This window comes from Thalassococcus sp., from assembly GCF_982780845.1.
This window is the reverse complement of record NZ_CEYADA010000008.1, coordinates 1-13,611: the sequence shown is the minus strand read 5'-3', so window position 1 is coordinate 13,611 and position 13,611 is coordinate 1. Positions and strand designations below refer to the sequence as shown.

At 58.8% G+C, this 13,611-nt stretch carries 14 protein-coding genes; 11 read left to right on the top strand and 3 right to left on the bottom strand.

Annotation, left to right across the window (positions count from 1 at the left end):
• Positions 1-163 precede the first annotated feature (163 nt).
• Positions 164-1,456, top strand: a complete 1,293-nt coding sequence (locus tag AC4FIA_RS10420; protein WP_490365792.1) for an adenylosuccinate synthase — start codon at positions 164-166, stop codon at positions 1,454-1,456.
• 9 nt (positions 1,457-1,465) lie between these two features.
• Positions 1,466-1,690, top strand: coding sequence for a DUF2842 domain-containing protein (locus tag AC4FIA_RS10415; protein WP_490365791.1), 225 nt, complete (start codon positions 1,466-1,468; stop codon positions 1,688-1,690).
• On the opposite strand, the gene AC4FIA_RS10410 is transcribed toward AC4FIA_RS10415, so the two are convergent.
• Together AC4FIA_RS10410 and AC4FIA_RS10405 are read right to left on the bottom strand one after the other, a co-directional pair.
• Positions 1,684-3,882: a primosomal protein N' gene (locus tag AC4FIA_RS10410; RefSeq protein ID WP_490365790.1), complete on the bottom strand. Its 2,199-nt coding sequence runs from the start codon at positions 3,880-3,882 to the stop codon at positions 1,684-1,686. The two genes, AC4FIA_RS10415 and AC4FIA_RS10410, sit on opposite strands and share 7 nt — an antisense overlap.
• 104 nt (positions 3,883-3,986) lie before the next feature.
• On the bottom strand, positions 3,987-4,943 hold the full coding sequence (locus tag AC4FIA_RS10405; protein ID WP_490365789.1) for an L-malyl-CoA/beta-methylmalyl-CoA lyase: 957 nt from the start codon (positions 4,941-4,943) through the stop codon (positions 3,987-3,989).
• 295 nt (positions 4,944-5,238) lie between these two features.
• Between AC4FIA_RS10405 and dgcN the strand changes: the two genes are divergently transcribed.
• The 3 genes from dgcN (at position 5,239) to AC4FIA_RS10390 (ending at position 8,165) form a co-directional block, all read left to right on the top strand.
• Positions 5,239-6,240: an N-acetyltransferase DgcN gene (gene dgcN, locus AC4FIA_RS10400; protein ID WP_490365788.1), complete on the top strand. Its 1,002-nt coding sequence runs from the start codon at positions 5,239-5,241 to the stop codon at positions 6,238-6,240.
• 5 nt (positions 6,241-6,245) lie between these two features.
• Complete coding sequence (dgcA, locus tag AC4FIA_RS10395; protein WP_490365787.1) at positions 6,246-7,238, top strand: N-acetyl-D-Glu racemase DgcA; 993 nt, start codon at positions 6,246-6,248, stop codon at positions 7,236-7,238.
• 63 nt (positions 7,239-7,301) lie between these two features.
• On the top strand, positions 7,302-8,165 hold the full coding sequence (locus tag AC4FIA_RS10390; protein ID WP_490365786.1) for a D-amino-acid transaminase: 864 nt from the start codon (positions 7,302-7,304) through the stop codon (positions 8,163-8,165).
• A gap of 66 nt (positions 8,166-8,231) precedes the next feature.
• Here AC4FIA_RS10390 and AC4FIA_RS10385 read toward each other — a convergent pair whose 3' ends face one another.
• Positions 8,232-8,546 (bottom strand): DUF1244 domain-containing protein, encoded by a 315-nt coding sequence (locus tag AC4FIA_RS10385; RefSeq protein ID WP_103908750.1) that lies wholly within the window; start codon positions 8,544-8,546, stop codon positions 8,232-8,234.
• A 242-nt stretch (positions 8,547-8,788) separates the two neighbouring features.
• Here AC4FIA_RS10385 and pyk point away from each other — a divergent pair, with 242 nt between their 5' ends.
• The 6 genes from pyk to ytpR form a co-directional block, all read left to right on the top strand.
• Positions 8,789-10,234 carry a pyruvate kinase gene (gene pyk, locus AC4FIA_RS10380; RefSeq protein ID WP_287476317.1) on the top strand — a complete coding sequence of 482 codons (1,446 nt, stop codon included), beginning with the start codon at positions 8,789-8,791 and terminating at the stop codon, positions 10,232-10,234.
• Between the two features lie 32 nt (positions 10,235-10,266).
• Complete coding sequence (locus AC4FIA_RS10375) at positions 10,267-10,512, top strand: hypothetical protein (RefSeq protein WP_103908748.1); 246 nt, start codon at positions 10,267-10,269, stop codon at positions 10,510-10,512.
• 129 nt (positions 10,513-10,641) lie between these two features.
• Positions 10,642-10,842: a 50S ribosomal protein L35 gene (rpmI, locus tag AC4FIA_RS10370; protein ID WP_103908747.1), complete on the top strand. Its 201-nt coding sequence runs from the start codon at positions 10,642-10,644 to the stop codon at positions 10,840-10,842.
• Between the two features lie 29 nt (positions 10,843-10,871).
• The gene (rplT, locus tag AC4FIA_RS10365; RefSeq protein ID WP_103908746.1) at positions 10,872-11,237 is read left to right on the top strand and encodes a 50S ribosomal protein L20; all 366 of its coding nucleotides are present in this window, start codon (positions 10,872-10,874) and stop codon (positions 11,235-11,237) included.
• A gap of 173 nt (positions 11,238-11,410) precedes the next feature.
• On the top strand, positions 11,411-12,484 hold the full coding sequence (gene pheS, locus AC4FIA_RS10360; RefSeq protein WP_287476316.1) for a phenylalanine--tRNA ligase subunit alpha: 1,074 nt from the start codon (positions 11,411-11,413) through the stop codon (positions 12,482-12,484).
• A 75-nt stretch (positions 12,485-12,559) separates the two neighbouring features.
• On the top strand, positions 12,560-13,611 hold a 1,052-nt coding region (gene ytpR / locus AC4FIA_RS10355; RefSeq protein WP_490365785.1), incomplete at its 3' end, for a YtpR family tRNA-binding protein.

The window sequence follows — 13,611 nt, the reverse complement described above, 5'->3', positions numbered from 1 at the left end:
CATTTGCGACGGGTTTGCGGCAAAGCGTCTATAATCTATGGCGGCCTTTTGACGCGAAAAATCATCTTTCGGCAATTTGCGAAAAGATTCGTGGTTTCCACCGCCGCCTGACCTCTGTAAGACGGCGCCGGTTACTCCCATCGCAACGGAAGGTTTCGTAGACATGGCTAACGTGGTCGTCGTGGGCGCCCAGTGGGGCGACGAAGGCAAAGGCAAGATTGTAGACTGGCTCAGCGAACGCGCAGATGTCATCGCGCGGTTCCAAGGTGGTCACAACGCCGGCCATACCTTGGTGATCGACGGAAACGTCTACAAACTGCACGCGCTGCCCTCGGGTGTTGTTCGTGGTGGCAAGCTGTCGGTCATTGGCAACGGTGTTGTTCTGGACCCGTGGCACCTTCTGAAAGAGATCGAAACGATCCGCGGCCAAGGTGTCGAAATCACGCCCGAGACACTGATGATTGCGGAAAACACGCCGCTGATCCTGCCGTTCCACGGCGAACTGGATCGCGCCCGCGAAGGTCAGAACAGCGTTGCCAAGATCGGCACAACAGGCCGCGGCATTGGCCCCGCGTACGAAGACAAGGTTGGCCGCCGCGTGATCCGCGTTGCCGATCTGGCGGACGATGCAACGCTGGAACTGCGCGTTGATCGTGCCTTGGTTCACCACAATGCACTGCGTTCCGGTCTGGGACTTGAGCCCATCGATCGTGACGGTTTGATCGCGCAACTCAAGGAAATCGCACCGGAAATCCTGCGCTATGCCGCGCCGGTCTGGAAGGTGATGAACGAAAAGCGCAAAGCCGGTAAGCGTATCCTGTTCGAAGGTGCGCAAGGCGCGCTGCTGGACATCGATTTCGGAACATACCCCTTTGTTACGTCGTCCAACGTCATCGCCGGTCAGGCAGCCACAGGCACAGGCATTGGCCCCGGCGCAATCGATTACGTTCTGGGCATCGTCAAAGCCTACACAACCCGCGTTGGCGAAGGCCCGTTCCCGACTGAGCTGCATGATGAAGATGGTCAGCGTCTGGGTGAACGTGGTCATGAATTCGGCACCACAACAGGCCGCAAGCGCCGCTGTGGCTGGTTCGATGCCTGCCTAGTGCGTCAGACCTGTGCGACATCGGGCGTGAACGGCATCTCTCTGACCAAGCTGGACGTTCTGGATGGTTTCGAGACGCTGAAAATCTGCGTGGGCTATGAGCTGGACGGCGAAAAGCTGGACTATCTGCCGACAGCGGCAGACCAGCAGGCACGCTGCACACCCATCTATGAAGAGATGAAGGGTTGGAGCGAATCGACAGAAGGCGCGCGCAGCTGGGCGGATCTTCCGGCTGAGGCGATCAAATACGTGCGCCGCGTCGAAGAGTTGATCGAATGCCCTGTCGCTCTACTTTCCACCTCGCCCGAGCGTGAGGACACGATCCTCGTGACGGACCCCTTCGCGGACTGAGGTTAAGACATGGCAAGCCACAAGACGAAAAAACGCCTCGCGCTGTTGATCCTGATTGTCGGTTTGCCGGTTTATATCGTTGTGGCCTCCAGCCTTGTGACATGGCTGGAGCGCCCGCCCATTCTGGTCGAGCTACTGATCTACATTGTGCTTGGCATCGTCTGGGCTCTGCCGTTCAAATGGGTATTTCTGGGCGTTGGTCAGGAAGCACCGGATCAGAACGACCCTCAGTAAAAGCTTTGCGGATCGATATCGATCGCCAGCCTGAGATCGCCTTTCAGCTTATAGGGACGCACCCAATCGGCCAAAGCGGCCTGTAGCGGCGCGCCTTTGTCGGCCTTCACCAGCAATCTGACACGATGCCGCCCGCGCACCCGTGCAATCGGCGCAGGGGCGGGGCCAAAGACCTGCGCACCAATCCGGCGCAAGGCTGCGTCATTGCGGGCAAGCGCGTTGCCCAGATCGAACACCTCTTGCACGTCGGTGGACGACAGAATGATCCCTGCCATGCGCCCGAAGGGGGGCATTCCGGCGGCGCGGCGTTCGTCGGCCTCGGCCTGCCAGAAGTTTTCCTCATCCCCGTTCAGGATCGCGCGAATGACAGGGTGTTCCGGCTGATAGCTTTGCAGCAGCGCAATGCCGGGTTTCACCGCACGACCTGCGCGGCCAGCCACCTGCCGCATCAACTGGAAGGTCCGTTCGGCGGCACGCAGGTCAGAGCCTTGCAGACCCAAGTCCGCATCAATCACACCAACCAAGGTCAACAGGGGAAAGTTGTGCCCCTTGGCCACAAGTTGGGTGCCGATAATGATGTCCGCGCCGCCATTGGCGATGCCTTCAATCTCGGCCTTCAACGCGCGGGCCGATCCGTACATGTCCGATGACAGAACCGAGATGCGTGCGTCTGGGAACAGCTTTTCGGCTTCTTCGGCCAACCGTTCAACCCCCGGACCAACAGGGGCCATGCGGCCCTCCGCCTCGCACGATGGGCATTTATCGGGGATCGGTGCGCTTTCCCCGCATTGGTGGCAGATCAGGCGTTTCAGGAACCTATGTTCAACCATCCGCGCGTCGCAGTGTTCGCAGCCCACCTGATGCCCGCAAGCGCGGCAGATTGTGATGGGCGCATAGCCACGACGGTTCAGGAACAAGAGCGCCTGTTCACCTGCATCGACCCGCATCTGCACGGCGACGCGCAGTTGTTCGGATATCCAGCGATCCGACGGTAGCTTTTCCCCACGCATATCCAGCGCGCGCATTTCCGGCATCACGGATTCGCCGAACCGCGATTTCAACGTCAGTTTTTCGTATTTGCCGGCCTCGGCATTCGCCCAAGTTTCAAGGCTGGGCGTAGCGGATGCGAGAACCACCTGCGCGCCGTTCAGTGATGCCCGAAGAACCGCCATGTCGCGGGCGTTATAGAGCACGCCTTCCTCCTGCTTGTAGGATGTGTCGTGTTCTTCATCTACCACGATCAGGCCAAGTTGCTGGAAGGGCAGGAACAGCGCCGACCGCGCGCCGATCACCATCTGAGCCGAGCCTTCGCCGATCATTTTCCAGACGCGACGGCGTTCGGTCATGGTGACGCCGGAATGCCATTCAGCGGGCTTTGCGCCAAAGCGTTCCTGAACGCGGGTCAGGAATTCGGCGGTCAGGGCAATTTCGGGCAGCAACACCAGCGCCTGGCGCCCTTGGCGCAGACATTCTGCGACGGCCTCAAGATAGACCTCGGTTTTGCCTGAACCGGTGACGCCGTGCAGCAGCGTGGTGCCGTAGGTGCCCGATTTCACCTTGTCACGCAGATGCGCTGCGGCTTGCGCCTGATCCTCGGCCAGATCTTTGGATGGCAGGTCCGGATCGAGATAGGGAAACGCGGTGTCGCGCGGGCTTTCTTCTTCGCGGACGCAGCCCAGTTTGACCAAACCTTTGACCACCGATTGCGTGACGCCGGCAGCTTCGGCAAGTTCGCCAAGGGTCAGGGACAGGCCGCCCAGTTCCTCAAGCGCGGCCAGGACGCGGCGACGGGCATCGGTTTCCCGTTCGGGGCGGCCTTCGCCCAGACGATAGATTTTGCGCATCGAGGGCGGATCGCCCAAGCCGGGTGCGCGGGTGGCAAGGCGCAGCATCGCGGACATCGGTGTCAGGGTATAATCGCCTGCTTTCGTCAGGAAGGCCTGCATTTCTTCGCGCATCGGCGGGGCGTCGAGCGTTCGGATCACTGATCGGACTTTGGAAATATCCCAATTGCCCTGTCCCGGTCCCCAGACAACGCCCAACACCTTGCGCGGGCCAAGCGGTACCTCGACAAACGCGCCGACAAAACAACCACCTTCGGGGGCGCGATAGTCCAACACACGATCCAAAGGCTGGGTCGTGAGAACACCGATCAACGCGCCGGTTTCAAAGAAGGTCGGTGACGATTGCATGGGTTACGGTTTCTCAGTCCTGACGCGTAAGGTAAAGACCTTGACCCACAAATGAAAAAGGGCGCGCAAAATCTGCACGCCCTTTCGTTGATGTCAGGTAAAGATCAGAGACCGATTTTTTCGGCCTGACGCACGATCACCTCGGCCTGTTTGATCGACGCGATGTCGACCAGACGGCCTTTGTAAACGGTCGCGCCTTCGCCGCGGGCCTTGGCCGCTTCCATCGCTTCCAGAATTTCGCGGGCCTCGGTCACAGCCGCTTCGGACGGGGTGAAGACTTCGTTCGCCAGTGCGACCTGCTTGGGGTGGATCGCCCATTTTCCGACCATGCCCAGCGTCGCCGAACGCAGCGCCTGTGCGCGGAAACCTTCGTCGTCCGAGAAGTCGCCGAAGGGGCCATCGACCGGCAGAACGCCGTGTGTGCGGCAGGCTGCAACGATGGCCGCCTGTGCCCAGTGCCACGGGTCGGACCAGTATTTCTGGCTTTCGCGGTGCATGTAGTAGTTTTCCTGCGTGCCACCGATGCCGGTTGTCGCCATGCCCATAGAGGCTGCGAAGTCAGCGGCGCCAAGGCTCATGGCCTCAAGGCGCGGGGTGGCGGCTGCGATTTCTTCTACGTGGGAAATGCCTGCTGCAGATTCGATGATCACTTCGAACTTGATCGGCTTTGTGCGGCCCTTGGCGGCCTCGACCGCAGTGACCAGCGCGTCAACGGCATAAAGGTCTGCGGCGCAGCCCACTTTGGGGATCATGATCTGGTCGATACGATCCGACGCGTTTTCAAGGATATCCACCACGTCGCGGTACCAGAACGGTGTGTCCAGACCGTTGATACGCACGGACAGGGTTTTTGTGCCCCAGTCGACGTCGCCGATGGCTTCGATCACGTTCTTACGGGCCTGATCCTTGTCTGTCGGCGCGACCGAGTCCTCAAGATCAAGGTTGATAACGTCGGCAGCAGAGGCGGCCATTTTTTCAAAGATCGCAGGGCGCGAGCCCGGTCCGAAAAGTTGGCAACGGTTCAGGCGGGCAGCCGGTGTGGGCTGGATCTTGAAGGACATGGCGCGTCTCCTCGTTGAAAGAAAATGTCGTATACGCTGGCATACGGGTTATTAAATGACCCATAGCGATGCAAGTGGATTTTGCGCCTGCGGCAAAAAACGCTGCGACGCGGCGACGGGTTTGAGATTCGTGATGGTGCGAAGCTGCGGTGTGCGTACTGAATCGTGGGATATTCTTCGATAAAAGTTGAAAAAGGTGTGAAATTCTTCCGATGTTTTCGTGAATCACACGGTTTTTGCGAAGTTTTTCGAAAATACGGGGCGCATGCTGCAGGCAAGTCCAAAGGAGCCTGCCATGATCAAGACCCCCTATCTTCTATTCCTCGGCGACGCGCCGGATCCTCTTGCTGCGAAGGTTGCCCAAGGCATCAACGACTGGCGGCCTGAAAACTGTGTCGGACAGTTGCGTCTGGACGGGTGCAAGGCAGACATGGGGCTGGCGGATATGACATTGGCCGAGGCCTATGAGGCTGGCGCACGTACTCTGGTTATTGGCGTCGCAAACCGCGGCGGCGTGATTTCGCCCCTTTGGAAAGATGTGCTGCTGTCGGCGATGGATCACGGCTTTGATCTGGCCTCGGGTCTGCACAATCTACTAAGCGAAGAAGATGATCTGGTGGCTAAAGCCGCCGAAACGGGGCGTGAGCTGCATGATGTGCGCGTTCCGACCGTCGATTATCCGATTGCCAACGGTGTGAAACGCACGGGCAAACGCGTGCTGGCGGTTGGGACCGATTGTTCTGTGGGAAAGATGTACACGGCCTTGGCGCTGGACCGCGACATGCGGGCGGCGGGGATGAAATCGACATTCCGCGCGACGGGGCAAACCGGCATTCTGATCACTGGCGACGGTGTTCCTTTGGACGCGGTCATCGCTGACTTTATGGCGGGCTCGATCGAGTGGCTGACACCGGACAACGACGACGATCATTGGGACGTCGTCGAAGGGCAGGGCAGCCTGTTCCACGTATCGTTCTCGGGCGTGACGATGGCGTTGATCCACGGATCGCAGCCTGACGCTCTGATTCTGTGTCATGAACCCACACGCGAACACATGCGTGGTCTGCCGGGTTACAAACTGCCATCGCTTGAGGCAGTACGCGATACGGCGCTGACCATGGCAAAAGTCGCGAACGCCGAGTGTCAGGTTGTGGGCGTGTCGGTGAACACCCAGCATCTGAGCGAGGAAGACGCCAAAGCCTATTGCGCCGAGGTTGAGGCGCGTCTTGGTCTGCCGACAGTCGATCCCTATCGCCATGGGGCAGAAAGGCTGGTTGCAGCGCTGCAGGCGTTGTGATCGGAATGGGGGTTATCAAAGACGAGGTGTCACAGGTGATTTCTGTTCAGCGCGAGCGGTTCAAACTGGCCGAGGTGTTTACGATCAGCCGCGGGTCACGGACCGAAGCCAAGGTTCTGACCGTGCGGGTGACCAAGAACGGTGTCACCGGTTGGGGCGAATGTGTGCCCTATGCACGTTATAACGAAACGCTGGACAGCGTGACCGAGGAAATCGCAGGCCTGCCTGCGGATGTGACGCGCGAGGCTTTGCAGTCCCTGCTTCCGGCGGGGGCCGCCCGCAACGCCGTTGACTGCGCGCTTTGGGATTTGGAAGCGAAATCAAGCGGCAAACGGGTATGGGAGCTGGCCGGCTTGCCCGCGCCTGAGCCCGAGATTACGGCTTACACCCTGTCGCTTGCATCACCGGAAGAGATGGAGGCGCAGGCGCGCAAGCATGCGTTCCGCCCGTTGCTAAAGATCAAACTGGGCACGCCGGATGATATGCCCCGATTGGAAGCGGTGCGCCGGGGTGCGCCTGACGCACGGATTATCGTGGATGCAAACGAAGGCTGGTCGGCTGACGTCTATGCCGATCTGGCGCCGCATCTTGTCCGCCTTGGCGTGGCTTTGGTCGAGCAACCGCTTCCTGCTGGCGACGATGATGCGCTGATCGGGATGGACCGGCCTGTGCCTGTTTGCGCGGATGAAAGCTGCCATGACCGTGAAAGCCTGCCTAAACTGGCGGGCAAGTATGATGTCGTGAACATCAAGCTGGATAAAACCGGCGGCCTGACAGAAGCGCTGGCGCTGAAGGATGAGGCGATAAAGCAGGGCTATGACATTATGGTTGGCTGTATGGTCGGGTCGTCTCTGGCTATGGCGCCTGCGACACTGGTCGCGCAGGGTGCGATGATCACTGATCTTGACGGGCCGCTTCTTCTGGCCGAAGACCGTGCCAAGCCGCTTGTGTTTGACGATGCAGGCGTTCATCCGCCGGAAGCCGCACTTTGGGGCTGATCGCGGCCTTTATATCCAGGCCCTGAAATCGGGCCGCAGCCAGATTTGACGGAGTACCCGACGATGACCCGTACCGTATACCTGAACGGCGAATACCTGCCCGAGAACGAAGCCAAAGTGTCGATCTTTGACCGCGCGTTCCTGATGGCGGACGGCGTGTACGAGGTGACATCGGTTCTGGACGGCAAGCTGATCGACTTTGACGGCCACGCTGTGCGCCTTGCCCGTTCGCTGAACGAACTGGACATGAAGAACCCGATCTCGAAAGAAGATCTGCTTGAGGTGCACCGCGAACTGGTGCGTCTGAACAACATCGAAGAAGGTCTGGTTTACCTGCAAATCACACGCGGCGCGCCGAACGACCGTGACTTTGTTTTCCCTGATCCCGAAACGACAGAGCCGACCATCGTTCTGTTCACCCAGAACAAGCCGGGTCTGGGCAATGACCCCAAGGCCAAGCAGGGTCTGAAAATCATCTCGATCGAAGACCAGCGTTGGGGGCGTCGCGACATCAAAACTGTTCAGCTGCTGTACCCGTCGCTGGGTAAGATGATGGCAAAGAAGGCTGGCGCAGATGATGCGTGGATGGTGCAGGACGGTTTCGTGACCGAAGGCACATCCAACAACGCCTATTTCATCAAGGGCAACACAATCGTCACACGTGCCCTGTCCAACGACATTCTGCACGGCATCACCCGCGCGGCCGTTCTGCGTTTCGCGGAAGAGGCGCAGATGAAGGTGGAAGAGCGCAACTTCACAATCGAAGAGGCGCAGGGCGGTGACGAGGCGTTCATTTCGTCGGCGTCTGCATTCGTTATGCCGGTCATCGAAATCGATGGTGTCCAGTTGGGCGACGGCACGCCGGGTGCCCGTGTGGCGCGCCTGCGTGAGATTTATCTGGAAGAGATGCGCAAAGCTGCCGTTTGATCCGGTGCTAAGAACGCAAAACGGCGGCCCCGGTGGCCGCCGTTTTTGTTTCTAAGACAGGGCGCCTTAGCCCTTGTCGCCGACATTCTCGGCAAAGCTTTTTTCGAACGCCTTCTGTTTGTCGTCCGACGCGTCGGTCTGGTAGTTGGCTTTCCAGTCGGCCATCGTCATGCCGTAAAAAACCTCACGTGCCTCTTCTTTGCCCATTTCGATGCCTTTTTCGTTGGCGGCTTCCTGATACCAGCGCGACAGGCAGTTGCGGCAGAAACCGGCAAGGTTCATCATGTCGATGTTTTGCACGTCGGTGCGGTCTTCCATCAGGTGTTGACGCAAGCGGCGGAAGGCGGCGGCCTCAAGCTCGATACGGGTCTGGTCATCCATTGCGGTGTCTCCTTTGGTTGGGACAACAATGGGGTTTTGGCGGCTATGTTCAAGCCGTCATAAAGCACGATAAGGCCGCATGCTGTCACATAAGGGTAATCATTCCGGTGCAAACGGTGATGGCAATGTTCCGGTAGCTGCTCGTATCGGCAGAGGTTGCGGGGGCGCGGGAAATAGGCAATAAGGCACTAACCGTTAGCGTTAACGGTGATCCGAAAAGACTTCGAAAGGCAGGAACGTTCATGAAACGCAGTCGTAATGTGAAAATCGTGGCCACGCTTGGCCCGGCCTCTTCTGATTACGAAATGATCCGCGCCCTTCACGAAGCAGGCGCCGACGTTTTCCGCCTGAACATGAGCCACGGTGCCCATGAAGAGATCGCCGAACGCCACGCGATTATTCGTCAGGTCGAAGAAGACCTGAATTCGACCATCGGTATTCTGGCTGACCTTCAGGGCCCGAAACTTCGTGTCGGCACATTTGCCAATGACGAAGAGGAACTTGAAGAAGGCGCGAGCTTCCGTCTGGATCTGGACAAGACCCCGGGCGACGCAACCCGCGTGTGTCTGCCGCACCCCGAAATCTTTGCAGCGCTGGAAGAGGGCACGTCGCTTCTGGTCAATGACGGTAAAATCCGCTTGAAAGTCACATCGTTCGGCAAGGATTTTGCTGAGTGTGAAGTGATTGTCGGTGGCACCATTTCGAACCGCAAGGGTGTGAACGTTCCTGACGTGGTTCTGCCGCTGGCAGCTTTGTCCGAGAAAGACCGCAAGGATCTGGAATTCGTCTGCGAACTGGGTGTCGACTGGCTGGCGCTGTCGTTCGTCCAGCGTCCCGAAGACGTGAACGAGGCCCGCGATCTGGCCAAAGGCCGCGCGGCGATCCTGTCCAAAATCGAAAAACCCGCTGCAGTCAAAAGCTTTGAAGACATTCTGGCTGTATCCGACGGCATCATGGTTGCGCGCGGCGATCTGGGCGTGGAACTGCCCGTTCAGAACGTGCCGCCGATCCAGAAACGCCTGATCCGCAAAAGCCGCGCGGCGGCCAAGCCGGTGATCGTTGCGACCCAGATGCTGGAATCGATGATCGAAAGCCCGATGCCGACCCGCGCCGAAGTCTCTGACGTCGCTACAGCGATCTACGAGGGCGCAGATGCCATCATGCTGTCTGCAGAATCTGCTGCCGGCGCTTATCCGATCGAAGCTGTGACCACGATGAACAATGTCGCAGTCGAAGTGGAAAGCGATCCGAATTATCAGGATATCGTGTCGAAGTCCCGCGAAGCCAAAAAGACGACGGTCAACGACGCGATCGTGGCTGCGGCGCGCGAGATCACAGAAACCACCGACATCAAGGCGATCTGCTGCTACACCCAGTCCGGCACTACGGCGCTGCTAGTTGCGCGCGAACGTCCGCCGGTGCCGATTCTGGCCCTGTCGTCGCAGCGCCGCACAGCGCGCCGTCTGGCGCTGACATGGGGCACCAAATGCGTCATGACCGGTGATCTGGACCGCTTCAAAATGGCCGTTGTGAACGCCGCCAAAGCTGCGCGTGCGCTGGGCTATGCGACCGAGGATGACCAGATTGTTGTGACTGCGGGTGTGCCCTTCAACACGCCGGGCACCACCAACATTCTGCGCGTGGCCCCCTGTGACGAACGTTTGATTTATAACACCGATCCAGAGTAATATTATCCCGTTTTATTTACGGGATTTTTACCATGGGTTATTTTTCAACCGTCGTTCAGCCGGATATCAGCCTGATTCTCGGGCTGTTCCTGCTGTGCCTGTCACTTCTGTCCTTCCTGTCGGCGCTGGCTGGCGGCAGGAAGCCCGTGGTGGGCATTATTATGGCCACGCTTGCCATCATTTTCATTTCCTATGCATGGCGCGAGAAGCCAGGCGGCTATACACCCCGCTCGGCGGCTATGATTGTTTATGAAATAATTGCCGACATTCTGAACTAAGGGGGCCTAAGCCCTTGCAATTCAGGGCGCAGCCCGTTATCTGCGCCCATCTTCACCCGCGTGACCGGCCGATGTGGCATGCCGAGTCGCGCGATACTTTGACCGCTCGAAGACAAATAGGAGACGGAAATGCCCAAGATGAAGACCAAATCGAGCGCTAAAAAGCGCTTTAAGGTTTCGGCAAACGGTAAAGTGATTGCAGGCCAGGCTGGCAAGCGTCACGGCATGATCAAGCGTACCAAAAAGTTCATTCGCGACGCACGTGGTTCGACCACTCTGTCCGCGCCTGACGCAAAAATCGTCAAGGGCTACATGCCCTACGACCGCTGATCCCACTTATCGTATAAGGAGCCGAACACATGGCACGAGTTAAAGGTGGGACAACTACCCACGCCCGTCACAAGAAAGTCATCAAGGCAGCCAAGGGTTATTACGGTCGTCGTAAGAACACCTTCAAGGTGGCCCGTCAGGCCGTAGACAAGGCCAACCAGTACGCAACACGCGACCGCAAGAACCGTAAGCGCAATTTCCGCGCGCTGTGGATCCAGCGTATCAACGCGGCTGTTCGCGCACACGACGAAGCGCTGACATACTCCCGCTTCATCAACGGCCTGAACCTGGCTGGCATCGAAGTGGACCGTAAGGTTCTGGCCGATCTGGCCGTACACGAGCCCGAAGCGTTCACAGCGATCGTTGAGCAGGCGAAAGGCGCACTGGCTGCCTAAGCCACCGCGTCACCGGAATTAGAAAAGGGCTGCCGATCCGGCAGCCCTTTTTGTTTTGTGCGTTGGCTAAAGTGCAATTGGATAGCACGTCTTCCTTGCGATCTTAGACGTCTTCGGTTGCACAAAAGCGGGCTAGCAGATAGCTAGGCGCAAAAGGTTCCGGAGGCCGTGAAATGGATGATCTGCGCGACAAGTATATCGATCTGATCGCGAACGCTGGCGATGAAGCATCGCTGGAAGATCTGCGTGTGCAGGCAGTTGGCAAAAAAGGCGAGATCAGCCTGAAAATGCGCGAGCTGGGCAAGATGACGCCGGAAGAGCGTCAGATCATGGGCCCCAAGCTGAACGCGCTGAAGGACGAGATCAACACAGCTCTGTCAGCCAAGAAAGAAGCGTTGGCAGATGCGGCGCTAAACGAACGTCTGAAAGCCGAATGGCTGGACGTGACGCTGCCGGCCCGTGATACGCGCGTGGGCACGATCCACCCTGTCAGTCAGGTGATCGAAGAGGTCACGACGATCTTTGCCGACATGGGGTTCTCCGTTGCCGAAGGTCCGCAGATCGACACCGATTTCTATAACTTCGACGCGCTGAACATCCCCGGCCACCACCCCGCGCGGGCCGAGATGGACACGTTCTATATGCACCGCGCCGAGGGCGATAATCGCCCGCCGCACGTGCTGCGCACCCACACCAGCCCTGTGCAGATCCGCCATATGGAAAAGCACGGCGCGCCTTGCCGCATCATTGCGCCGGGCCGTGTGTATCGTGCCGACTATGACCAGACCCACACGCCGATGTTCCATCAGGTCGAAGGCCTTGCCATCGATAAGGACATCTCGATGGCGAACCTGAAATGGGTTCTGGAAGAATTCTTTGCCGCCTTCTTCGAGGTCAAAGGCATCAAGACCCGCTTCCGCGCGTCGCACTTCCCCTTCACTGAACCCTCGGCCGAGGTCGACATTCAGTGTTCTTGGGAAGACGGTCAGCTGAAGATCGGCGAAGGCGATGGCTGGCTTGAGGTTCTGGGCTCGGGCATGGTGCACCCCAAAGTGCTGCAGGCCGCTGGCGTGAACCCCGATGAATGGCAGGGCTTTGCCTTTGGCATGGGGATCGACCGGATCGCGATGCTGAAATACGGCATCCCCGATCTGCGGGCCTTCTTTGACAGCGACCTGCGCTGGCTGCGCCACTACGGCTTTGCAAGCCTCGATGTGCCGACGCTGCACGGTGGCCTGAGCCGCTGATTCCAACGGGGTGTCCCCCAACACGTAACGCGAAGGGCATTCGCCCATCACAAGTAACACACTGGTAGGCCCGCGATGAAATTCACGCTCTCCTGGCTCAAATCCCATCTGGACACAGACGCATCCGTTGATGAAATCGCGGAGGCGCTGACCGACCTTGGACTTGAGGTCGAAGGTATTGAAAACCCGCTCGAGAAGCTGCGCGATTTTACCATCGCCAAGATCCTTGAGGCAGAACAGCACCCCGATGCGGACCGTCTGCGCGTTTGTAAGGTCGACACCGATCAGGGCGAAACCCAGATCGTCTGTGGCGCACCCAATGCGCGGGCAGGGATCACCGTGGTTCTGGCCAAGCCGGGCACCTACATTCCGGGTCTGGATATCACCATTTCTGTCGGCAAAATCCGCGGTGTCGAAAGCCACGGCATGATGGCGTCGGAAAAGGAACTGGAATTGTCCGACGAACACAACGGCATCATTGAATTGCCCTCGGGCGAGGTTGGTGAAAACTTTGCTGACTGGATGGCGGCGAACCAGCCGGCCAAGGTTGATCCGGTGATCGAGATCGCCATCACCCCGAACCGCGCCGATGCGCTGGGCGTGCGTGGCATTGCCCGCGATCTGGCGGCACGTGGTCTGGGCACCCTGAAGGCCCGTGATTGTGACCCCGTTGAAGGCACGTTCAATAGCCCGATCAACGTTACCATCGACGAAGACACGCTGGACGTTTGCCCCGTATTCTACGGCCGCTACATCCGTGGCGTGAAAAACGGCCCTTCGCCGCAGTGGCTGCAGGACCAGCTGAAGGCCATCGGCCTGCGCCCGATTTCGTTCCTTGTGGACGTCACCAACTTCTTCACCTTCGACCGCAACCGCCCGCTGCACGTCTTTGACGCGGACAAGGTGAAAGGTGATCTGCGTGTGCACCGCGCGAAGGGTGGTGAAGAGCTGCTGGCGCTGGACGAAAAAACCTACACCCTGCAAGAGGGCATGGTCGCGATCTCGGACGATCAGGGCGTTGAAAGCCTTGGTGGTATCATGGGTGGCGAAGTGTCCGGCGTGACCGAAGAGACCGTGAACGTCTTCCTTGAGGCCGCTTACTTTGATCCGGTCCGCACCGCCTACAC

What these genes read in the sequence shown, in the direction of transcription:
- AC4FIA_RS10420 (WP_490365792.1), top strand. Translation starts at nt 164, where the DNA reads ATGGCTAACGTGGTCGTCGTGGGCGCCCAGTGGGGCGACGAAGGCAAA.
- AC4FIA_RS10415 (WP_490365791.1), top strand. Translation starts at nt 1,466, where the DNA reads ATGGCAAGCCACAAGACGAAAAAACGCCTCGCGCTGTTGATCCTGATT.
- AC4FIA_RS10410 (WP_490365790.1), bottom strand. Translation starts at nt 3,882, where the DNA reads ATGCAATCGTCACCGACCTTCTTTGAAACCGGCGCGTTGATCGGTGTT.
- AC4FIA_RS10405 (WP_490365789.1), bottom strand. Translation starts at nt 4,943, where the DNA reads ATGTCCTTCAAGATCCAGCCCACACCGGCTGCCCGCCTGAACCGTTGC.
- dgcN (WP_490365788.1), top strand. Translation starts at nt 5,239, where the DNA reads ATGATCAAGACCCCCTATCTTCTATTCCTCGGCGACGCGCCGGATCCT.
- dgcA (WP_490365787.1), top strand. Translation starts at nt 6,246, where the DNA reads ATGGGGGTTATCAAAGACGAGGTGTCACAGGTGATTTCTGTTCAGCGC.
- AC4FIA_RS10390 (WP_490365786.1), top strand. Translation starts at nt 7,302, where the DNA reads ATGACCCGTACCGTATACCTGAACGGCGAATACCTGCCCGAGAACGAA.
- AC4FIA_RS10385 (WP_103908750.1), bottom strand. Translation starts at nt 8,546, where the DNA reads ATGGATGACCAGACCCGTATCGAGCTTGAGGCCGCCGCCTTCCGCCGC.
- pyk (WP_287476317.1), top strand. Translation starts at nt 8,789, where the DNA reads ATGAAACGCAGTCGTAATGTGAAAATCGTGGCCACGCTTGGCCCGGCC.
- AC4FIA_RS10375 (WP_103908748.1), top strand. Translation starts at nt 10,267, where the DNA reads ATGGGTTATTTTTCAACCGTCGTTCAGCCGGATATCAGCCTGATTCTC.
- rpmI (WP_103908747.1), top strand. Translation starts at nt 10,642, where the DNA reads ATGCCCAAGATGAAGACCAAATCGAGCGCTAAAAAGCGCTTTAAGGTT.
- rplT (WP_103908746.1), top strand. Translation starts at nt 10,872, where the DNA reads ATGGCACGAGTTAAAGGTGGGACAACTACCCACGCCCGTCACAAGAAA.
- pheS (WP_287476316.1), top strand. Translation starts at nt 11,411, where the DNA reads ATGGATGATCTGCGCGACAAGTATATCGATCTGATCGCGAACGCTGGC.